This window comes from Citrobacter sp. On2M, assembly GCF_018035235.1.
GTDB lineage: Bacteria > Pseudomonadota > Gammaproteobacteria > Enterobacterales > Enterobacteriaceae > Citrobacter > Citrobacter meridianamericanus.
The window spans coordinates 462288-482440 of record NZ_WPCV01000004.1; the positions used below are offsets into that span (position 1 = coordinate 462288).

The 20153-nt window shown below is 50.9% G+C and carries 21 protein-coding genes, 1 tRNA gene and 1 pseudogene; 10 read left to right on the forward strand and 13 right to left on the reverse strand.

Annotation, left to right across the window (positions count from 1 at the left end; genetic code table 11):
• Positions 1-51: 51 nt before the first annotated feature.
• Entirely contained in the window at positions 52-219 is a 168-nt protein-coding gene (rmf, locus tag On2M_RS12470) for a ribosome modulation factor (RefSeq protein WP_003035871.1), read from the forward strand.
• Between the two features lie 107 nt (positions 220-326).
• On the opposite strand, the gene fabA is transcribed toward rmf, so the two are convergent.
• Both fabA and On2M_RS12480 read right to left on the reverse strand, forming a co-directional pair.
• Positions 327-845, reverse strand: coding sequence for a bifunctional 3-hydroxydecanoyl-ACP dehydratase/trans-2-decenoyl-ACP isomerase (gene fabA, locus On2M_RS12475; RefSeq protein ID WP_003035875.1), 519 nt, complete (start codon positions 843-845; stop codon positions 327-329).
• A 68-nt stretch (positions 846-913) separates the two neighbouring features.
• Positions 914-2674, reverse strand: coding sequence for a Lon protease family protein (locus On2M_RS12480; protein ID WP_151225158.1), 1761 nt, complete (start codon positions 2672-2674; stop codon positions 914-916).
• A gap of 185 nt (positions 2675-2859) precedes the next feature.
• Here On2M_RS12480 and matP point away from each other — a divergent pair, with 185 nt between their 5' ends.
• A complete protein-coding gene (matP, locus tag On2M_RS12485) occupies positions 2860-3312 on the forward strand; it encodes a macrodomain Ter protein MatP (RefSeq protein WP_151217948.1) in 453 nt (150 codons plus the stop codon).
• Positions 3313-3409: 97 nt separating this feature from the next.
• On the opposite strand, the gene ompA is transcribed toward matP, so the two are convergent.
• The gene (ompA, locus tag On2M_RS12490) at positions 3410-4468 is read right to left on the reverse strand and encodes a porin OmpA (RefSeq protein WP_151217949.1); all 1059 of its coding nucleotides are present in this window, start codon (positions 4466-4468) and stop codon (positions 3410-3412) included.
• Positions 4469-4825: 357 nt separating this feature from the next.
• On the reverse strand, positions 4826-5335 hold the full coding sequence (gene sulA / locus On2M_RS12495; RefSeq protein ID WP_151217950.1) for an SOS-induced cell division inhibitor SulA: 510 nt from the start codon (positions 5333-5335) through the stop codon (positions 4826-4828).
• Positions 5336-5551: 216 nt separating this feature from the next.
• On the opposite strand from sulA, the gene On2M_RS12500 reads away from it, so the two are divergent.
• On the forward strand, positions 5552-6166 hold the full coding sequence (locus tag On2M_RS12500) for a TfoX/Sxy family DNA transformation protein (protein ID WP_151225160.1): 615 nt from the start codon (positions 5552-5554) through the stop codon (positions 6164-6166).
• Here the strand turns inward: On2M_RS12500 and yccS are convergent.
• Positions 6144-8297: a YccS family putative transporter gene (gene yccS, locus On2M_RS12505; protein WP_210904904.1), complete on the reverse strand. Its 2154-nt coding sequence runs from the start codon at positions 8295-8297 to the stop codon at positions 6144-6146. The genes On2M_RS12500 and yccS overlap by 23 nt on opposite strands.
• 18 nt (positions 8298-8315) lie before the next feature.
• On the reverse strand, positions 8316-8762 hold the full coding sequence (locus On2M_RS12510) for a YccF domain-containing protein (protein ID WP_016152485.1): 447 nt from the start codon (positions 8760-8762) through the stop codon (positions 8316-8318).
• A 125-nt stretch (positions 8763-8887) separates the two neighbouring features.
• Here On2M_RS12510 and helD point away from each other — a divergent pair, with 125 nt between their 5' ends.
• Positions 8888-10942 carry a DNA helicase IV gene (helD, locus tag On2M_RS12515; protein WP_210904905.1) on the forward strand — a complete coding sequence of 685 codons (2055 nt, stop codon included), beginning with the start codon at positions 8888-8890 and terminating at the stop codon, positions 10940-10942.
• Positions 10943-10973: 31 nt separating this feature from the next.
• Here the strand turns inward: helD and mgsA are convergent, their stop codons facing one another.
• Together mgsA and On2M_RS12525 are read right to left on the reverse strand one after the other, a co-directional pair.
• Entirely contained in the window at positions 10974-11432 is a 459-nt protein-coding gene (gene mgsA / locus On2M_RS12520; protein ID WP_114682373.1) for a methylglyoxal synthase, read from the reverse strand.
• 92 nt (positions 11433-11524) lie between these two features.
• Entirely contained in the window at positions 11525-12187 is a 663-nt protein-coding gene (locus On2M_RS12525; RefSeq protein WP_151217953.1) for a DUF2057 family protein, read from the reverse strand.
• Positions 12188-12359: 172 nt separating this feature from the next.
• Between On2M_RS12525 and On2M_RS12530 the strand changes: the two genes are divergently transcribed.
• Positions 12360-12773, forward strand: coding sequence for a CoA-binding protein (locus tag On2M_RS12530; RefSeq protein ID WP_151217954.1), 414 nt, complete (start codon positions 12360-12362; stop codon positions 12771-12773).
• A 67-nt stretch (positions 12774-12840) separates the two neighbouring features.
• On the opposite strand, the gene hspQ is transcribed toward On2M_RS12530, so the two are convergent.
• Together hspQ and rlmI are read right to left on the reverse strand one after the other, a co-directional pair.
• Positions 12841-13158, reverse strand: coding sequence for a heat shock protein HspQ (gene hspQ / locus On2M_RS12535; RefSeq protein WP_043015794.1), 318 nt, complete (start codon positions 13156-13158; stop codon positions 12841-12843).
• A gap of 57 nt (positions 13159-13215) precedes the next feature.
• Complete coding sequence (gene rlmI, locus On2M_RS12540) at positions 13216-14427, reverse strand: 23S rRNA (cytosine(1962)-C(5))-methyltransferase RlmI (RefSeq protein WP_187259703.1); 1212 nt, start codon at positions 14425-14427, stop codon at positions 13216-13218.
• A 214-nt stretch (positions 14428-14641) separates the two neighbouring features.
• Between rlmI and On2M_RS12545 the strand changes: the two genes are divergently transcribed.
• The 3 genes from On2M_RS12545 to yccX are packed head-to-tail and all read left to right on the forward strand — an operon-like array spanning position 14642 to position 16321.
• Entirely contained in the window at positions 14642-15190 is a 549-nt protein-coding gene (locus On2M_RS12545; RefSeq protein ID WP_187252698.1) for a YbhB/YbcL family Raf kinase inhibitor-like protein, read from the forward strand.
• A 14-nt stretch (positions 15191-15204) separates the two neighbouring features.
• Positions 15205-15993: an AraC family transcriptional regulator gene (locus On2M_RS12550; RefSeq protein WP_210904906.1), complete on the forward strand. Its 789-nt coding sequence runs from the start codon at positions 15205-15207 to the stop codon at positions 15991-15993.
• Positions 15994-16039: 46 nt separating this feature from the next.
• On the forward strand, positions 16040-16321 hold the full coding sequence (gene yccX / locus On2M_RS12555; protein ID WP_151217958.1) for an acylphosphatase: 282 nt from the start codon (positions 16040-16042) through the stop codon (positions 16319-16321).
• On the opposite strand, the gene tusE is transcribed toward yccX, so the two are convergent.
• Positions 16318-16647, reverse strand: coding sequence for a sulfurtransferase TusE (gene tusE, locus On2M_RS12560; protein WP_151217959.1), 330 nt, complete (start codon positions 16645-16647; stop codon positions 16318-16320). The genes yccX and tusE overlap by 4 nt on opposite strands.
• Positions 16648-16735: 88 nt before the next feature.
• On the reverse strand, positions 16736-17395 hold the full coding sequence (yccA, locus tag On2M_RS12565) for an FtsH protease modulator YccA (protein ID WP_016152501.1): 660 nt from the start codon (positions 17393-17395) through the stop codon (positions 16736-16738).
• A 269-nt stretch (positions 17396-17664) separates the two neighbouring features.
• On the opposite strand from yccA, the gene On2M_RS12570 reads away from it, so the two are divergent.
• Together On2M_RS12570 and On2M_RS12575 are read left to right on the forward strand one after the other, a co-directional pair.
• Positions 17665-19293, forward strand: a complete 1629-nt coding sequence (locus tag On2M_RS12570; RefSeq protein WP_210904907.1) for an ABC transporter substrate-binding protein — start codon at positions 17665-17667, stop codon at positions 19291-19293.
• 142 nt (positions 19294-19435) lie between these two features.
• Positions 19436-19523 (forward strand) — tRNA-Ser (locus tag On2M_RS12575).
• Positions 19524-19541: 18 nt separating this feature from the next.
• On the opposite strand, the pseudogene On2M_RS24425 reads toward On2M_RS12575, so the two are convergent.
• Positions 19542-19810 (reverse strand): annotated as a pseudogene (locus tag On2M_RS24425) (hypothetical protein).
• Between the last annotated feature and the right edge of the window lie 343 nt (positions 19811-20153).

Sequence of the window (20153 nt, forward strand, 5' to 3'; positions counted from 1 at the left end):
AGTAATCACTGTTTTCTTTTCCACCAGACCTAAAGATGAGGGAAACGAGGCATGAAGAGACAAAAACGAGATCGCCTGGAACGGGCACATCAACGTGGTTATCAGGCCGGCATTGCCGGACGCTCAAAAGAAATGTGTCCCTATCAGACGCTGAATCAGAGGTCATACTGGCTGGGAGGCTGGCGAGAAGCCATGGGGGATAGGGTTTTAATGGCCTGATTCTGTCTCTTTAGATAAAAGAAACCTCCGCAGAGCGGAGGTTTCGCCTTTTTGCCCACCAGACAAGACGAATAAACGTTAATGACTGGCAGATACACGGACCTGGATTAGAACGCGGAAGTATCCTGGAACAGACCCACTTTCAGATCGTTTGCGGTATAGATCAGACGACCATCAACCAGCACTTCACCATCAGCCAGGCCCATGATCAGGCGACGGTTAACGATGCGTTTGAAGTGAATGCGGTAAGTCACTTTCTTCGCGGTCGGCAGAACCTGGCCGGTGAATTTAACTTCGCCTACGCCCAGCGCGCGGCCTTTACCTTCGCCACCCAGCCAGCCGAGATAGAATCCAACCAACTGCCACATGGCATCAAGACCCAGGCAGCCTGGCATCACCGGATCGCCGATAAAGTGGCATCCGAAGAACCACAGGTCCGGGTTGATATCCAGTTCAGCTTCAACATAACCTTTGTCAAAGTTGCCGCCAGTTTCGGTCATCTTGATGACACGGTCCATCATCAGCATGCTTGGTGCAGGCAGTTGTGGCCCTTTTGCGCCAAACAGCTCACCGCGACCAGAGGCAAGAAGGTCTTCTTTTGTATAGGATTCGCGTTTATCTACCATGTTCTCTGTAAGCCTTATTTTATTGAAGCACGCAGGATAGCTAACACGTGTACGCTGAACAAGTCCGATCAGTTCGGAATAATCCAGTTCAGCCAACGTAGCGGCCAGGGAAAACGGTGACGACCTTCCTGTTGCGTTGCCGTAGCAATACGCTCCTGGATAGTTTGCATCAACGTTGTCTGACCTTCACCATCCCACACCAGATTTAACAACAGTGGCAGCGCATCGGTCACGTCGTCCACCGCCCAGATAGTGAATTTTTCTTCTTCTACAGCCTGTAGCAGCGTGGGCTGCAGGCTCAGATGTCTGACATTAGCTGAAGGAATAATAACGCCCTGCTTGCCGGTCAGCTCACGCTGCTGGCAGATGGCGAAGAAACCTTCAATTTTCTCGTTCAGACCACCAACAGGTTGCGCGCGACCAAACTGATCGACAGAACCGGTAATGGCGATGCTTTGATTAACAGGAACGTCGGCGAGGGCGCTAATCAATGCGCACAATTCGGCCATGGATGCGCTGTCGCCGTCGACTTCGCTGTACGATTGCTCAAAGGTCAGTGAGGCGGAGAAGGGGATTTGCTGTTCAAGCTGGAGTTCCGACATCAGGAACGCCTGCATAATCATCATGCCCTTGGCATGAATATTTCCGCCGAGTTCGGCTTTGCGCTCAATATCCGTAAATTCGCCATCGCCAATATGCACCACACAGCTGATACGTGAAGGCTCACCAAACGCGCGCGGATGTCCAGGGAATTCAATCACCGACAGGGCGTTAATTTGGCCAATACGCTCGCCTTCCGTCTCAATAAGGATCTGTTCCTGAAGGATCTCATCTTGCATACGTTCAGCCAGGAAACCTTCTCGCCATTCTCGCTGAGCAAGCATCAGGCCAAACTGCTCAGCGTTGCAGGTGTCGCTCTCGCATAACGGAGCCACTTCTTTGAACTGCCGGATTATCCATAATGGATTAAGCGGCAATGTATCCTGTTCGCCGGTGTAGCGCACGGCTTCACGAATCAGTACCTGCCAGGCATCAGGAGCGGGATAAGGTAAATGGTTACGCGTAGCGGTATGCGTTACCCACTGACACCACTGCGTCATGGTTTCGGCATCCACTATCTGCAGATTATCTTCAAACTCGCTATAAATAGCCTGCTCAGCCAGTTCTGGCTCCATTTCCTGGAAGTCTGCCAGTGATTCACGTTCACCCACTAATATCACTTTCAGTTTGAGCGGCATAGGTGGAACGGAGACAGGAAGTGGGCGCGACTCATCAAAAGCTACCCAGTCAAAACGCTCGTGGCTGACAATGGCTTTCAGGCGCATCCACAGCAGCGGCTGGGCCAACAGCGTGCGCAATGAAATAACCAGCACGCCACCGTTAGCCTGATGTACAAGTCCTGGCTGCAGGGTCACTTCGCCATTGAACTGACGCAGGCAGCCAAATAGCTGTTCGGCTTCAACCCAGTCAGCGCTGACTACCTGAGTTAACGTTGCAAAATTGTCTTCTGCTTTCTCAGCTGTACGATAGCGAATAGTGTGACCGGAGATATCATAATGACCTCCGGTCAGACTTTCGGCATCCGTGTGCAGCGTACGTGCTGCTGCTGCAATAAGGTTGAGATACTCAAGCTCTTCCGGCGCTTTTACCAGCATGAACGAGGACGTCGTCCAGTGCTGAAGAAGCTGTTCTAACGCAAATTGTAAACGCGGTTGAGTATCGCTAAGTAAGGTGTCGGTGTCGTCAGTGACGTGCGGCTGTGCAAATACTTCCTGATAACTGTCGGTATCAGGAACCAGATCACGCCATGCAAGTTTCGTAATGGTCAAAGTTGATGTTTTTTAGTCTGTTGTAAAAAACGCGATTATACCGTAACCATCATCACTGCACACGTGGAAAGCGCCGGGAAACGAATGTGATGACGCGCGGCAGTTCACAGGCTGGATATTCTTTTCTTCAGATGCCGAAAAAGCTGATATTCTGATAAGAGTTACACGGTAACATTGAGATCGCAATGAAATATCAACAACTTGAAAACCTTGAAAGCGGCTGGAAATGGAAGTATCTGGTGAAGAAGCATCGTGAGGGGGAGTTAATCACCCGTTACGTAGAGGCCAGCGCTGCCAAAGAAGCCGTTGATTTATTGCTAACCCTCGAAAATGAACCGGTTCGGGTCAATACCTGGATTGAAAAACACATGAACCCGGCGCTGCTAAATCGTATGAAACAAACCATACGAGCAAGGCGTAAACGGCATTTTAATGCTGAGCATCAGCATACGCGCAAAAAATCAATCGATCTGGAATTTATGGTCTGGCAGCGCTTAGCGGGGCTTGCGCAGCGGCGTGGTAAAACGCTTTCTGAAACTATTGTGCAACTCATTGAAGATGCAGAGCATAAAGAGAAGTACGCGAACAAAATGTCGACATTGAAGCAGGATTTACAGGCGTTGCTGGGAAAAGAATAGCGGTAGGGTGTGGTTCGGCGTAACGTTCTGGTGCGTTTTTAACGAAAAACAGCTGAAAAAAAACCCCGCAAAGCGGGGTTTTTTACTAGACGATAACTTAAGCCTGAGGCTGAGTTACAACGTCTTTGATACCTTTAACTTCGATCTCAACACGACGATCCGGAGCCAGGCAGTCGATCAGTGCAGCGCGAGCTTTCACGTTGTCACAGGTGTTGCCAGTAACAGGGTTGGATTCGCCCATACCACGTGCAGAGATTTTGTCAGAAGGAATACCCTTAGAGATCAGGTAATCAACAACGGACTGAGCACGTTTCTCGGACAGACCCTGGTTGTAAGCGTCAGAACCGATGCGGTCAGTGAAGCCCAGAACCACTACGGAACCGTCTTTCGGATCCAGGTTGCTCAGCTGGCTGTACATCTGGTCCAGAGCCTGCTGGCCTTCTGGTTTCAGAGTTGCTTTGTTGAAGTTGAACAGAACGTCAGACTTCAGAGTGAAGTGTTTGGTCTGTACTTCTGGAGCTGGAGCCGGAGCCGGAGCAACTACTGGAGCTACAGTTTCCTGACCGAAACGGTAAGAAACGCCAACGCTCAGCAGGCCGTTATCCGGACGACCACCAACGGTGTTCGCGTCACCGATGTTGTTGGTCCACTGGTATTCCAGACGGGTAGCGATTTCAGGAGTAATTGCATACTCTACGCCACCAGCGAATACTGGGGATACACCAGTGTCGTGGTCTTTGAAACCTTCGTTGTTTTTAGCGTCTGCACGCCAAACCATACCACCCAGACGGGTATAAACGTCCAGATCGTCAGTGATTGGGTAACCCAGTTTAGCGGTCAGTTGAACGCCCTGAGCTTTGAAAGCGCCGTTTTGATGAGTAGCGTCGGTGTAGCCTTTGTACGGCATACGACCTAACCAGTCGTAACCCATTTCAAAACCAACGTACGGGTTAACCTGATAACCACCGAACGCACCAGCACCCAGTTGGCTTTCGTGGGTAGGACCGGCGTTGTTGATCTGGTTGTTACCAATGTCATGGTACTGAGACCAGCCCATTTTAGCACCAGCGTACCAGGTGTTATCTTTCGGAGCGGCCTGCGCCACGGTAGCGAAACCAGCCAGTGCCACTGCAATTGCGATAGCTGTCTTTTTCATTTTTTGCGCCTCGTTATCATCCAAAATTCGCCATGAATATCTCCGAAGAGAGATAACACGGTTAAATCCTTCACCCGGGGACCAGTTCAATAGTTACTCTACCGATATCTGCGGCTTACGCCGAGCACCCCTGGCGATGTAAAGTCTACAACGTAGTTGAAAACTTACAAGTGTGAAGTCCGTCAGGCATATGAAAAAAAAAGGCTTGTATACACAATATTTAACATTTTTGGATGAATAAATGTACTGAGGATATCCTGAAAACCGCTTCAGACAAGCGTTCTCACGAAAAACCCGTTAAGGCTCAAAACCAAATTGAGACATGAAAAAAAATTCCAGGATAAATCCTAATTTTACTTAATGATACAAATTCGAGTGAATTTTTAGCCCGGAATGCTGTCTCCCCGCAAGTGTCTGAGCGCGAACAGGACGCATAATAAACCCCATCGCATTACCTTCATCTGCCGCTTTTACCAGTTCGGCATGTTCATCTTCGGTTAACTCCTCCGTCAGCCAGCCGATAACGACGCTGTAGTTGCCCGTGCGCAGTGCTCGAACCATAGATTCCAGCGTATTGCAGGGAGAGAGCTGACTAATTTGCATGACTTTCGTCAATGGAAGCCCGGCCGACTGTACCCACTCCCGACTTAATTTTTGCTGAGGTGTCAGCCACAGCTGCCAGCGGGATTGCTGCCCTAACTGTTGCAGGAGTGGAAGCAGCAGGAGCTGTGTCATCATGGGCTGGTCTTCGCGATAGACCACTTCACTGATAAGCCCAGTGGTAGCGTTCTCTGACGACACGCGCGCAATGCTGCTTGATGCAGAAGAGAACGACGAAGAACGATTTGCATAACCTGAAGTGTACATAATCAATCCAGCCCTGTGAGTTACTGTATGGATATACAGTAACCCTGCCATCAATAAAGATCAACCTTATTTTCGGAAACAGGTTCGCAATTTTTAGTCGCCGTCACGGGAAAAATTAAATTCATCTTGCCCCATTCGAATAAGTTGCCTATTTTCGTCATTAACGGATCTGCTACTGAAAATCATTTGGTTACGTTATGATTTAAAAGGATTTTTATGAAAGAACTTTCTTATGCAAGGATCTATAAATCTCAAGAATATCTGGCTTCTTTGGGGGCGATTCACTATCGCTCATTGTTTGGCAGCTACAGTCTGACTGTTGGGGATACGGTCTTTGCCATGGTTGCCAGCGGTGAACTATATCTTCGGGCATGTGAGCAGAGCGCTCAGTACTGTGTAAAAAACTCTCCTGTCTGGCTGACATTTATCAAGCGCGGACGTCCGGTTGTACTCAATTATTACCAGGTGAACGATGCCCTGTGGCAAAACCAGCCGCAGTTGGTGATGCTATCACGCTATTCGCTGGATGCAGCTGTTAAGGAAAAACAGAGCCGCTTTGCACAACATCGTCTGCGGGAGCTACCCAATATGACGTTTCATCTGGAGACTCTGCTAAATGAAGCAGGAATTAAAGATGAGGGGACATTGCGTTCGCTGGGAGCACAAATGTGCTGGCTGAAACTTCGGCAAAATAACCCCGCCTTGACGGTAAAAATACTCTACGCCCTTGAAGGAGCGGTCGGGGGAGTGCATGAAGCCGCGCTCCCGGCGACGCGTCGCCGGGAGCTGGTAGAGTGGGTGAGTTCTCTTACGTCGAAACTGGGGTATTAGAGGGCAGCACGGCAATTTGCTGCTGTAATCGCCGGATCTCCGGGAGTAAGGCAATCAATAGTCCAACTTGCTGTATGACCAGCGGCTCTTTACTGTCCGAACGCGGCTCAAGACGCTGAATTCGCTGCTTCAGTCCCTCCAGTGCCTGGTATACGCGCTGCTCGTCAGCGGGTTGATGGTGAAGCGCATCATCAACATAGCAGACGGCATCGTCTAGCAATGCCAGGACCTCCGGATTGGTTAGCTGTTCGCGATGCGCGCCCAATGCGGAAATATAGCTGGTAAACGTATGGTTCAGACACAGCAAGCGGAACGCCGTTTCGCGCGTTTGGGCCGTGACGTCCGGTTCACTCGACATGTTCGACACCACGGAGGCCAGTTCCGCGTCACGATTGTGCGCGTCCCTCCGGGCGATACGGTATGTAAGGCGATTATCGCGACCCTGATGATATTGTTCGAGTATTGCATCAAGATAACGACAGTTTGCATCAGTCGCCCGTTCAATCACCCGCGGCAGATTACGAAAACGCCAGTCTGGCCAGATAAAGCTGACAGCAGCCCAGGCGATAGCGCAACCAATCAGCGTATCAATGACACGCGGCAGTGCGACCTCAAAACCTTCACCAAGCAGGTTAAAGCACAGTAGCACCAGCAGCGTGATAAACATTGTGGCATGCGCATACTGGACGTTGCGAAAAGCAAAAAACAGTACGCCGGTGATCACTAAAAGTATCAATTGCCCTTCGAGAGAAGGCACAAACCACAGGATCGGTAAACCAATAGCGATCCCGACGAGTGTACCGATAACCCTCAGCGCCAGGCGATGTCGCGTTGCGTTGTAGTTTGGCTGACAGACAAACAGGCTGGTCAACAGGATCCAGTACCCGTGGTTCATACCTGTTATCTGGATAATGGCATAGCCGACGCAGAGCACCAGCGACATACGGATAGCATGGCGAAACAGGGCGGACTCGGGCGTGAAATTACGACTCAGACGTAACCAGATATCACTGAACCCATGCGGACTGTCATCAGCAAGCTGATTTTCAGACTCATTGCGTGAGAGTACCTGAGCCTGTTCGGACTCAATAGTAGCCAACTGGGCATCGATGGCTCGCAGATTCGACAGCAAAAATCCCAACGTGTTGAGCAGATCGGCTGGCTCACCACTGGCACGCATGCGCTCAAGCGCAGCATCTATATGGGTGAAAACGCGCTCAAAGTGTGGGTCGTGCTGATAAGGTGTGCGCAATAAAATACAACGGGACAGCTGTGAACAGGCTTGCCCCTGCATCGACATCAGACGCTGGAAGCGGAACATCACATCGCTGTGGCGGAAATGATCGCGCAGCGTTTGGTACTGAATATGCGAGGAGCTGGCGCGTTCATGGATATCCTGCGCCACAAAATAGTAATGTAGCGTACGGCGAGTTCCCCGTTGCCCGCGGTCGCCGCGCAGGCGAGTCAGTAACGACACCTTCGTCTGGTTTAACGTCGCCATCAGTTGCCCATTCGCGAGAGCTAAATCATACAACGGTGCCTGGCTTTCATCTTCTATATCGGGATCAAACAGACGCGATTTCAGTTCCAGATAGTGCGCTAACTGTTCGTAGCTACGTGCCAGATTATCCTGCAAGGGACGGATGGGGAACAGAAGATGCCCGGTCAGTGTTAACAGGTTGTACCAAATAGCGCCAGCGAGCAGCAGGATCGGTTGCTGATACCACTGATCGTAAAGCGAAGTGCCAAGCATCGTGTAAATGGCGATCAGCAACGCGCCAAAAGCGATGGTTGCATAGCGTTGACCTAATCCACCCAGTAATATAAAGCCGCTGGTGGAGAGCGTTAACCCAATGGCAAACAGCCATGGCCATGGGAAGAGCAGTTCGACAGAAGCCGAGGCAATAAAAAAGCAGACCAACGTAATAATCAAATTGCGTAGCCGGCCTGCAAGACGATCGTCCAGGTCGGTCAGTGCGGCAGCAACCATACCCAGCGTGAGCGGGATGGTTAGTTTAACGTCGCCCAGCCACCAGGGCAGTGCCGTTGTGCCGCAGAGCGCGATAAAAATCCGCACGTAGTACAGCCAGGTGCTGTTCCAGGTATAGCGTTTGAGCAGAGGACTTAACATAAAGGCCATCGGTCCTGATTATTCAAAGCGACGACGCGCATTGGCTTCACGTGCTGCACGAGCAACTTCTACTGATACCACCCGGCGACCAACTGGCCAGAGTGCAATTGCGGCGATTTTAAAATTCGCGATGCCAACCGGAATACCGATGATGGTAATGCACTGGGCAATACCGGAGACAATGTGCATCAGGCACAGCCACCAGCCGAAGAAAATCAGCCAGAAAATATTGAGCACTGTGCCGCCGGTATTCAACAAAACGTTTTTACCTGCCGGGTTCAGTTCATCGACATGAATTGCTTCGTTGCCATAAGGAAACAGCGAGAGTCGGGTTATCTCCCAACATGAACGGGTCAAGGGTAGAGTAAAAATAAGCACAATACTGACCAGCGTAGCCAGTAACCAGGCTAAGGTGGTGGCGAAGCCCCCGAGCACAAAATTTAAAATATTCAGAACAGTACGCATAAACCCTCGGTTAACTCTGGTTTTCTGTGATTTCGGCAATTGTAACGTTTTTTTGGGCTGGAGCACGTTTTCTCTGGCGGTTACACTGATAAGTAAACCTCTTCGTGTGGATCCGCCTGAGTCTTATGGAACTGAAAGCAACTTCTCTTGGAAAACGTCTGGCACAACACCCTTACGATCGGGCTGTTATTCTCAATGCCGGGATTAAAGTTTCCGGCGATCGTCACGAGTATCTTATTCCCTTCAATCAGTTACTGGCTATTCATTGTAAACGCGGCCTGGTATGGGGCGAGCTGGAGTTTGTGCTCCCGGATGATAAGGTGGTGCGACTTCACGGTACAGAGTGGGCGGAGACGCAGCGTTTCCATCACCACTTGAACGCACTCTGGCAGCAGTGGAGTCAGGAAATGAGCGCCGTCGCTGCGGGAGTTTTACAGCAACAGCTGGATGCGATCGCGGCACGTACCAGTGATAACAAATGGCTGACGCGCGAACAAACGACAGGGCTGCAGCAGCAGATCCGTCGTGCCTTTGCCGCGCTACCACTTCCAATCAACCGACTGGAAGAATTTGATAATTGCCGTGAGGCGTTGCACCAATGCCAGGCATGGTTGAAGGACATTGAAGCCTGTCGCCTAAAGCACAATCAAGCCTATACCGAAGCAATGCTGGAAGAGCATGCCGAGTTTTTCCAGCAAATTGAATCCTCACCGCTGAATCCGGCCCAGGCGCGTGCTGTGGTCAACGGTGAGCAATCCTTATTGGTCCTTGCTGGGGCGGGAAGCGGCAAAACATCCGTATTGGTCGCCCGTGCGGGCTGGTTGCTTGCGCGAGGAGAGGCAGCGGCTGAACAGATCCTGCTGCTGGCGTTTGGACGAAAAGCGGCCCAGGAGATGGACGATCGGATCCGTGAACGCCTGCATACGCAAGACGTCACCGCGCGCACGTTTCATTCGCTGGCGCTGCACATTATTTCGCAGGGCAGCAAAAAAGTTCCGACGGTTAGCAAGCTGGAAAATGATGCCGCCGCTCGCAGTAAACTCTTTATAACGACCTGGCGTCAGCAGTGCAGCGAGAAAAAAGCTCAGGCCAAAGGCTGGCGGCAATGGTTAGAAGAAGAGATGCAGTGGTCTGTACCCGAAGGCAACTTCTGGGATGACGAAAAATTACAGCGCCGTCTGGCTTCCCGGCTGGATCGTTGGGTTAGCCTGATGCGTATGCATGGCGGAGCGCAGGCGGAGATGATTGCCACTGCGCCAGAAGAGATCCGCGATCTGTTCAGTAAACGCATTAAGCTGATGTCGCCCCTGCTCAAGGCCTGGAAGAGCGCGCTGAAGGATGAGAATGCCGTCGATTTTTCCGGGTTGATTCATCAGGCTATCGTTATTCTGGAGAAGGGGCGGTTTATCAGCCCGTGGAAGCACATTCTGGTCGATGAATTTCAGGATATTTCTCCTCAGCGTGCCGCTCTGTTAGCCGCCCTGCGTAAGCAGAACTCACAGACTACGCTGTTCGCCGTGGGGGATGACTGGCAGGCCATTTATCGCTTTAGCGGGGCGCAACTTTCGTTGACTACCGCATTTCAGCAAAACTTCGGCGAGGGCGATCGTTGCAATCTGGACACGACTTACCGTTTTAACAATCGTATTGGTGAAGTTGCAAACCAGTTTATCCAGCGAAACCCTCACCAACTTACGAAACCGCTCAACAGTCTGATGACCGGTGATAAAAAAGCCGTCACGTTGCTCGATGAAAATCAGCTGGATCTGCTGCTGGATAAGTTGTCAGGGTTTGTGAAGACTGAAGAGCGGATTTTGGTGTTGGCGCGATACCATCATCTGAAACCAGCGAGTCTGGAGAAAGCGGCCACCCGCTGGCCTAAGCTACAGCTGGACTTTATGACTATCCATGCCAGCAAAGGACAGCAGGCGGATTACGTCATTATTGTGGGGCTTCACGACGGTAATGATGGTTTTCCAGCTCCGGCCCGCGAGTCGATTATGGAAGAGGCGTTGCTCCCGGCGGTGGAAGATTTTCCGGATGCAGAAGAGAGACGCCTGCTGTATGTGGCGCTAACACGTGCGCGGCATCGGGTATGGCTGCTATTTAATAAAGAAACACCCTCATGCTTTGTTGATGAGCTTAAGCAACTGGATGTTCCGGTTATCCGAAAACCCTGAAACGCAGGCGGCGGTAGCCACCTGCTTGGGATCATTTGAGGCGTTCTGCAAGATAGCGGGCGTAATCTGGGATCAAGATGTCCGCAGCATCGTTGAAGTTTGGCGACTGAATAATAAAATCGGCCGTCGACACGTTGGTGGCGACCGGGATATTCCATACCGTCGCCAGACGCAGCAGGGCTTTGACATCCGGATCGTGTGGTACGGCGTTGAGCGGATCCCAGAAGAAGATCAGCACATCAATTTTCCCTTCTGAAATGAGCGCGCCCACCTGCTGGTCACCGCCCATTGGGCCGCTCAGCATGGCGTTGACGTCCATTCCGGTCGCGCGTTGGATTAAGTTTCCTGTCGTCCCGGTGGCATACAGAACATGCTTTTCCAGCAAGGGTTGGTGGCGTTCCACCCAGCTCATCAACATCTTTTTACAGTGATCGTGTGCAACCAACGCAATATGCTTACGCGCTGGCAATGTGCGAGTCGTTAATTCCATAGTACAGCTCCCAAGTTAACCTGGTTACAGAGTACTGGAAGCGCTTGACGCTGCAAGAGAAAGACCAAAAAAATGCGATGCGAAGATAAATGTCATGAAGGAGGTTGTTTTTGGGCCCATTGCAAAAAGTTACTTCGCGTTTGCGCGTCAGCCTGTTGGAACCAATATTTTAAGCGCTGTTCGGTCAGCGTTTGCGACTGAGGCGGCACGCGATCCAGTTCAGAAACCCCGGATAGCAGAGAGCTGTCATCGGCCATCATTGTGGCGAATTGTGGCAACGAAGCATGTTTAGCCGCTTTGTTATAGCGTTCTGTTTCCATTTCATAATCCACGGTTTTCGCCGTGGAGGTGATGGACAGAATATCCAGCTTGACGGGGATAGGCATAGAGTCCCCATCCAGCAGTTCCACGCGGGGAACCTCATCGAAACGAGCGGCATCCAGCTCATTGTTCAGACGCGGGAGGTGAAAATTAACCTGACTGACGAGTTGGGTATCAAAGCTTATGACCAGCGGGGATGAGATATAGAGACGTTCTTCGTGGCTGGACAGACGAATGGATTTTTCTACGCGAAACACGAGCTGGTGCCGACCATTTTCCAGCTCAATACTGTCGGCACCACGTAGTAATGAGCTGGAGACTTTTTTTCCGTCGAGCACCAGCAGGTCAATATCATTTGACAGACGTAAAGAGGTAGCAAAAACGGTTACCGGCAAACACAGGGCTATTAAGGCTGTCACAATGCCGGTTTTCATAGGTTTCTCCTGACCAGAAATTATCTGTATAAGATGTATCTAAATTTTTCGATAATCATGTTTACTAACATATAGACATATTTTTGAGTTTAGCTCTCATACGCCAGTATGGGATGAATGGTTGCGTGCTCAGGTTTGTCGTACACTTTGCTAAACAGCCTGGAGGAAAACGATGAAAGAGACCGATATTGCTGGCATTTTGACAACGACCCGCACGATTGCACTGGTGGGAGCAAGTGATAAACCCGATCGCCCAAGCTATCGGGTCATGAAATATTTACTTGACCAGGGCTATCACGTTATCCCTGTTTCGCCGAAGGTTGCCGGGAAAACGCTGCTGGGACAACAGGGCTATGCGACGCTGGCGGATGTGCCTGAGAAAGTGGATATGGTTGATGTCTTTCGTAATTCAGAAGCGGCGTGGGGCGTTGCTCAGGAAGCTATCGCCATCGGTGCGAAGACACTGTGGATGCAGCTTGGCGTGATTAACGAGCAGGCGGCCGTGTTGGCGCGTGACGCAGGGCTGATGGTGGTAATGGATCGCTGTCCGGCGATTGAGATCCCGCGTTTGGGGTTGGCGAAGTAAATTCGTGCGGATGATTGGATACGAATCCGGCCTACGACAGATATCGTTGTAGGCCGGGTAAATGCGATCAGTTACGCAGGCGCGGAGCCTGAAGCTGTTTACGGATTGTTCGCGCCAGTTCATCCATTGACGGTTGCTCCGGATGTTCTTCCTGTAGCTCGCTACTCAGCTGTGCTTCGGCCAGATACGTATGTACGGGCAGGCCATTATCGTCTTCCATCACCACGTGATACCAGGGAGCGGCGCGAAGTTCGTCGTTGACCGCCAACTCATCGGCTGACGGCTCATCAAGCGAATATTCCGGGTCGATATCCACGACCACTCCGAGGTAACCTAACAGGGAATGGCGGACCTGCTGGCCGATACCGAATTTGCTGGCAATCATAGTCACCTCCCGGGAAATAGATACCCTCTATGTAAGGGTAATATTCCACTTTTCAAGTTACATGATGCGACAGGCAAACCCTTTCAGATACAGCCCTTCCGGGTAGGTAGCGATCACCGGGTGATCGGCGGCCTGACGGAACTGCTCTATAAATTGTACATCACGACCAGCATCTATTGCGGCATCAGCGATGATTTTCTGAAATAAATCGGTGGTCATCAGCCCGGAACAGGAGAAAGTCAGCAGTACGCCGCCCGGATTGAGTAATTGAATCGCCAGCATATTAATGTCTTTATAACCGCGGCAGGCGCCCATCAACTGGCTTTTGTTTTCGACAAATTTAGGCGGATCCATGACGATGACATCAAATTTCTCACCGCGATCGCGATAGGCGCGCAGCAGTTTGAACACGTCATCACGCACGAACTCGGCTTTGTTCAGCTCCAGTTTGTTCAGTTCCACGTTCTGGCGGGCAATATCAAGCGCCTCCTGGGAGGTGTCGACGCTGACTACCTGACGGCATCCACCCATTAATGCTGAGACAGCAAAGCCGCCGGTATAAGAGAAACAGTTCAGGACACGTTTGTTTTCCACGTAACGACGCGTGGCCAGGCGACTGTCGCGTTGATCGAGGTAATAGCCAGTTTTGTGACCGTGCTGAATATCAACCAGTAGCTTCATGCCGTGCTCTTCAATCGGCAGCAGAGCAGGCGGCAATTCGCCTGTTACAGGCCCTTGGGTCAGCTCCATACCTTCTTTTTTGCGCACAGCGACATCGCTACGGTCATAAATTGCGCAGTCCGGGAAAACAATTTGCAAGGCGCTGATCAGCGCCGCACGTTGATATTCAGCACCAGCGCTGAGCAACTGTAATACCAGGAAGTTACCAAAGCGGTCAATAGTGATGCCTGGCAAGCCATCAGATTCGCCAGCGATCAGACGGTAGCTGTCCAGGCCATCTTTGCTTGCCAGCCAGTCACGCCATGTCTGTGCTTTCTGCAGACGACGAGTGAAGAAATCAATATCGATGGATTCAGACTTGTCAAAGGTCCAGACGCGCGCGCGGATCTGTGACGCAGGTGAGAACGCGCCGCGCGCTAACCATTTACCCTGGTGATCAACAATATCAACGGTTTCACCAAGGTTGGCTTTGCCTTCCATACGGGCGACAGCACCGGAAAATACCCACGGATGGCGGCGAACTAAGGACTTTTCGCGCCCTTTGGCTAACACTAAACGAGGATAATGTAGAGTTGTAGATTCAGTCATGCGGAGCAACCTCTCACAAACAGTGACGCGGGCTGGAGTAAAATACCAGCCTGAAACCATTAAAATAAAATGGCGCGTAGAGTAGCACAGATGATGAGGTCAATCATCAGCGCATGGCGCTGAGCGTTTCGGCACAAAACGCTATCGCAGAGGCACAGTTTCTTTTATGCCCACCGTTTACATTGCTATTTCTTAATGAGAAAAAGGAAATACAATGAAAGCTATCTTCTCTCTGGCTACCGCCGCCATTGTCGCGCTGAGTTTTGATGCCTCTGCAGCCTCGGCGTTTCGCCTCACCAGCACCGACATACCCGCTAACCTGCAATTAACGCAAAAACAGGTGTTTAAGGGGTTTGGCTGCAGTGGTGACAATATCTCCCCGCAGCTGAGCTGGCAAAATCCGCCAACTGATGCCAAAAGTTTTGCCATTACGCTGTTTGATCCCGATGCGCCAACGGGAAGCGGCTGGTGGCACTGGACCATTGTGAATATTCCGGCCCAGGTGCATTCGCTTCCTGGCGGGGCCAGCACGAATAAGATACCCGCAGGAGCTGTTCAGGGACGTAATGATTTCGGTTATGCTGGATTTGGGGGCGCCTGCCCGCCGCCGGGCGATAAACCTCACCGCTATCAGTTTACCGTGTGGGCGTTAAATACCGACGCGTTGCCAATTGACAGTAATGCCAGCGGCGCGCTGGTCGGTTTTATGCTGAACAGCCATGTGATTGCCAAAGCTGAATTAACCGCGACGTACGCAAGATAAAAGAGGATGAACGGGTGCAGGAGGTACATTTTCGCCATAACAATCTTACCACCGCAGAGGTGCGTTCCGGCCATTTGCACCGCCTGCACCGGGTAAAACTGTTTTCTGCTGCTATTTGCCACATTACGCAGGGAAGTAAGGTCATTATTCAGGACGAAAACCGCCTGGTTGCGGGGCCGGGCGAGCTGATTATCATCCCAGCCAATACGCCTCTGGAGATTATTAATCAGCCGGAGCAGGGGGCATTTCGCTCGGATTTGCTGTTGCTGTCGACAAATATCATTACCGCGTTTAAAAATAACTGGGTCGAGGATTTCCCACCGGCAAAGTTGACATCGCTCTGCACGCCCATGAGCAGCGGTTTGGCATTTATGTGGGAAAGCTTGCTGGATGCAGTACGCCAGAATTTACCGGCAAAATTGCAGGAGCATCAGGCGATGGGATTATTGCTGGCGTTACTGCACGATGGTGTGGCGGGACCACTGCTTATCGAGCGTCGATTTAATCTAACCGAACAGGTGCGACAACTTATTATGTTATCCCCTGCTAAGCTATGGACAGCTCAGGAAATTGCCGGTCATCTTTCCATCGGTACCTCAACGCTACGCAGACGATTGCAGATGGAGTCGCAGAGTTATCGGCAAATCGTAGAGGAAGTGCGTATGTCCTGCGCACTCTCTCAGCTGCAATCGACCACGCTGCCGATTGGTGAAATTGCGTTACGCTGTGGTTATCTGTCAGGTTCACGGTTTACCGCAAGATTTCGCCAGCATTATGGATGCCTGCCGAAGCAGGTGCGTTGAGGCATCGGGAACTGTTTCTTCATTTATGTTGATAAGGAGAACCGCCATGTCGAAAGTCTGCATCATCGCCTGGGTTTATGGCCGGGTTCAGGGGGTAGGATTTCGCTACACCACCCAGCATGAAGCGCAACGCCTCGGACTGACCGGCTACGCAAAGAATATGGATGATGGCAGCGTAGAGGTTGTTGCCTGTGGCGAAAGTGAGCAAGTGGAACAACTGATGAAGTGGTTGAAAGCCGGAGGACCGCGTAGCGCCAGAGTTGACCGGATCCTCAGCGAACCGCACCGCCCTGGCGACGAGCTAAAAGGATTTAGTATCCGCTATTAAATGCATTTCACCGGTTTCGGCAGGCCGGCAATTTTAGTCGCCTGCTTAGCCGGACCTTTCGGAAACAGGCGGTAGAGATAACGGCTGTTGCCTTTCTCTTCGCCAAACTTGTTGGCCATCGCTTTTACCAGCATGCGTATAGCGGGGGAGGTATTAAACTCCAGATAAAACTCGCGAACAAAACGCACAACTTCCCAGTGTTCCGCGGACAGCGTAATACCTTCGTTTTCGGCAATGGCAGCCGCCAGCGGCTCGCTCCATTCGGTAGTATCTTTTAGATAGCCTTCGCTATCGGTACTGATTTCTTTACCTTCAAAGATCAACATAATTTGTCACTGCGTTAGTCAAACTGGCGGCAGTTTACCAAAAAAGAAAGCCCCGCATAAGCGGGGCTGGATAATGCGTGTTGACACCTTAATCGCGGCTGGCGAAGCCCAGAATGCTCAGCAGGCTGACGAAGATGTTGTACAGCGAAACGTACAGGCTAACGGTGGCACGGATGTAGTTGGTTTCACCGCCACGGATGATATTGCTGGTTTCAAACAGGATTGCACCTGAAGAAATCAGGATAAACACCGCGCTGATCGCCAAATGTAACGCCGGCAGCTGCAGGAAGATATTCGCAACCATACCAATCAGCACCACCACGATACCTGCCATCAGCATACCGCCGAGGAAGGACATATCTTTACGCGTGGTCAGCACATAGGCCGAGCAGCTGAAGAAGACCAGCGCCGTACCGCCCAAAGCCATGGCGATAACATCACCCATGCCTGCAGACAGGTAAGTGTTCAGTATCGGTCCCAGAATGTAGCCCAGGAATCCGGTGAAAGCGAAAGCGGACAGAATACCGACCGGTTTATCCGCCGTTTTATAGGTCAGGAACATCAGACCATACATACCCACCAGCGTCAGGATAAGTCCCGGAGAAGGCAACATCAGTACGGTACTGGCGGTCGCCGTGAGCGCTGAAAACGCCAGCGTAAGGCTGAGCAGGAAATAGGTATTGCGCAGCACCTTATGTGTGCTGAGTAGCGATGTACGATCGCGTGAAGAACTAATAATACGATCCATGAGTCACTCTCTTATGACAGATGTAATTAATGATGAAGGATAATGAAATCAAGGGGAATGACACAGCGGTTTTACCCATCTTTACGCATTTTAACCCGCCAGGCTTAAGCATATTATTTCAACAAAAGCTCCCGAATCAGATGTTAGCACTGTATGTGAAAAAATGTCAGATCCACCTCTGCCAGGTAACTGAAAAATATTGCGTTATTCCCGAATCTCTCTGACAGTGACTGAGGTGTCTACAAAAACAGAGCGATAAGGTAAAGGGAATGATTCAACACAAATCGAAGATATTGACGTTTACGCTGTTGGCTGTCTGTTTGATGTCTATCAACGGCGTGACGAGGGCGGCAAATGTGCCTGCAGGTACACTACTTGCAGAAAAACAGGAGCTGGTCAGGAACAACGGCAGTGAGCCAGCGTCGCTGGATCCGCATAAAGTCGAAAGCAACGTTGAGTTTAATTTAATCAGTGATATGTTCGACGGGCTGGTGGCAGTTAAGCCGGATGGCTCTATTGAACCCCGTCTTGCCGCGTCCTGGGAGAACAAAGACAACACCGTGTGGACCTTTCATTTGCGTCCGGGCATAACCTGGTCAGATGGGTCAGCTATTACCGCGCAGGATGTTGTCTGGAGCTGGCAGCGTCTGGTCTCTGTACAAACGGCTTCCCCTTATTCTTCGTATCTGGGCAATATGCATGTTGCGAACGCCGTCGATATTGCTCAAGGGAAAAAAGATCCTGCCATGCTAGGAGTCAAAGCCCTCGATGATAGCACGCTGGAAATTACTCTTACGCAGCCGACGGCGGCGTTTCTGGCGATGCTGGCGCACCCGTCTCTGGTTCCACTGGATAAAGTGCTGATAGGCCGCTTTGGCGATAAGTGGACCCGACCAGAACATTTTGTCAGTAGCGGACCGTACAAATTGTCGCAGTGGGTGGTCAATGAGCGCATTGTTGCCGAGCGTAACCCACATTACTGGGACGATCAGCACACGGTCATTAATAAGGTTACCTATTTGCCTATCAGTTCAGAGTCTGCTGACGTTAACCGCTATAAGGCCGGTGAAATTGACATCGTGTATAGCGTACCGGTCAATCAATTCGCGCAGCTGAAAAAGACGATGGGTGATGAACTTCATGTCTCACCTCAGCTTTCAACCTATTACTATCAGTTCAATACGACCCGAGCGCCGTTTAATGACCCGCGCGTGCGTCGTGCGCTGAATATGGCGTTAGATAAAGACATCATTGCACAAAAGGTAATGGGGCAGGGGCAACGTGCGGCGTGGCTTATCAGCCAGCCGGAAATAGGGGGAGTACAACTGCATGCGCCGGAATATGCGTCGTGGCCGTTTGAAAAACGTATCACTGAAGCGAAGAAGCTGCTAGCTGAAGCCGGTTTTGGCCCCGAGCATCCGCTTAGTTTAAATCTGCTCTATAACACGTTTGAAACCCATCAGCGTATTGCTATTGCCGCATCATCAATGTGGAAGAAAAACCTCGGCGTAGAGGCGAAGCTGCAAAATCAGGAATGGAAAACCATGCTGGACACCATGCATGCCGGTAATTTTGACGTCGTACGTTACGCGTGGATCGCTGACTATGATGATGCTTCAAGTTTCCTCAACATCTTCCGTACCGGAGATAGCGAAAACACCACCGGCTACAGCAATCCCGCCTTTGATGAAGCGATGCGTAATGCAGCGAAAGCAACTTCGCTCCAGGAGCGAGGCAAATATTACCAGCAGGCTGAAGACCTTTTAGGGGCAGATGTGCCAGCGATTCCGGTTTACCACTATGTTCGCACGCATCTGGTGAAGCCGTGGGTGGGGGGATTCGCACCGGATAACCGCGGAAACTACTACACCAAAGATATGTACATCAAAAAACTTTAAGCGCTGGAGCCCGTATTTGTGCTGAATAAACGGTCAATTTGTTGTTATTTAAGTCAATTAACAGCATTTTGGCTGTTTTTCAGGCAAACGAACACATTGGTGCTTTACAGGTCCGTTCGGGATGTTTATAGTGCGCCTCATTGGAAGCGTGGCCGAGCGGTTGAAGGCACCGGTCTTGAAAACCGGCGACCCGAAAGGGTTCTAGAGTTCGAATCTCTACGCTTCCGCCAAATTCGAAACCCAAGTCGTTATGCGACTTGGGTTTTTTGTTTTTTATCCGTTTCCATTATGCCATTGCCGTCCGGATTGCACTGGTGGGCATGAGAATTCATCAGACTTAGCATTCCGACTTCCCTGAGAGCTTGTTCATTTGACGACAACAGTACAGCTGAATCTGTGTTGTCTTCATTGTTATCGAAAATGATCCTGCTGTTGCAACAGATGTTGCCCTGTAGCCAATCGTTCAGATATTGAGAGCGGTTTCAGTGGTTAATTGGGCATGAAAATAGCTGGTGATTACTGAGGATGGTTACCAGTCGAAGGTGGCAAAGCCAGGCAGTACTTAGCCCGAGGTCGGTTCTGTGAGAAAGATGATCTCGTTTAATATGTGATTTTTTCACGATACAAATACTAACCGGTGATTTCATGATGTGTATATCCTCGCGTTCAGTGGAGCAGCGCAGACAGACCCTTTGCAGTATTGCCTTTGGCGCTTGACCTGCGTCCGTGAATATGAGGCTGGCAGGTCCCTCACAGGCCAGATACCGTTGTGACGGCCTCTTACCCATGTCAACGCCATGATCTTTGACCATTCTGTCTTAACTGGAAGTAGATATTTGACGGCGTGGGGGAAAGCATCT

Coding starts and splice junctions, on each gene's coding strand:
- rmf (WP_003035871.1), top strand. CDS start 52: ATGAAGAGACAAAAACGAGATCGCCTGGAACGGGCACATCAACGTGGT.
- fabA (WP_003035875.1), bottom strand. CDS start 845: ATGGTAGATAAACGCGAATCCTATACAAAAGAAGACCTTCTTGCCTCT.
- matP (WP_151217948.1), top strand. CDS start 2,860: ATGAAATATCAACAACTTGAAAACCTTGAAAGCGGCTGGAAATGGAAG.
- ompA (WP_151217949.1), bottom strand. CDS start 4,468: ATGAAAAAGACAGCTATCGCAATTGCAGTGGCACTGGCTGGTTTCGCT.
- sulA (WP_151217950.1), bottom strand. CDS start 5,335: ATGTACACTTCAGGTTATGCAAATCGTTCTTCGTCGTTCTCTTCTGCA.
- On2M_RS12500 (WP_151225160.1), top strand. CDS start 5,552: ATGAAAGAACTTTCTTATGCAAGGATCTATAAATCTCAAGAATATCTG.
- yccS (WP_210904904.1), bottom strand. CDS start 8,297: ATGTTAAGTCCTCTGCTCAAACGCTATACCTGGAACAGCACCTGGCTG.
- On2M_RS12510 (WP_016152485.1), bottom strand. CDS start 8,762: ATGCGTACTGTTCTGAATATTTTAAATTTTGTGCTCGGGGGCTTCGCC.
- helD (WP_210904905.1), top strand. CDS start 8,888: ATGGAACTGAAAGCAACTTCTCTTGGAAAACGTCTGGCACAACACCCT.
- mgsA (WP_114682373.1), bottom strand. CDS start 11,432: ATGGAATTAACGACTCGCACATTGCCAGCGCGTAAGCATATTGCGTTG.
- On2M_RS12525 (WP_151217953.1), bottom strand. CDS start 12,187: ATGAAAACCGGCATTGTGACAGCCTTAATAGCCCTGTGTTTGCCGGTA.
- On2M_RS12530 (WP_151217954.1), top strand. CDS start 12,360: ATGAAAGAGACCGATATTGCTGGCATTTTGACAACGACCCGCACGATT.
- hspQ (WP_043015794.1), bottom strand. CDS start 13,158: ATGATTGCCAGCAAATTCGGTATCGGCCAGCAGGTCCGCCATTCCCTG.
- rlmI (WP_187259703.1), bottom strand. CDS start 14,427: ATGACTGAATCTACAACTCTACATTATCCTCGTTTAGTGTTAGCCAAA.
- On2M_RS12545 (WP_187252698.1), top strand. CDS start 14,642: ATGAAAGCTATCTTCTCTCTGGCTACCGCCGCCATTGTCGCGCTGAGT.
- yccX (WP_151217958.1), top strand. CDS start 16,040: ATGTCGAAAGTCTGCATCATCGCCTGGGTTTATGGCCGGGTTCAGGGG.
- tusE (WP_151217959.1), bottom strand. CDS start 16,647: ATGTTGATCTTTGAAGGTAAAGAAATCAGTACCGATAGCGAAGGCTAT.
- yccA (WP_016152501.1), bottom strand. CDS start 17,395: ATGGATCGTATTATTAGTTCTTCACGCGATCGTACATCGCTACTCAGC.
- On2M_RS12570 (WP_210904907.1), top strand. CDS start 17,665: ATGATTCAACACAAATCGAAGATATTGACGTTTACGCTGTTGGCTGTC.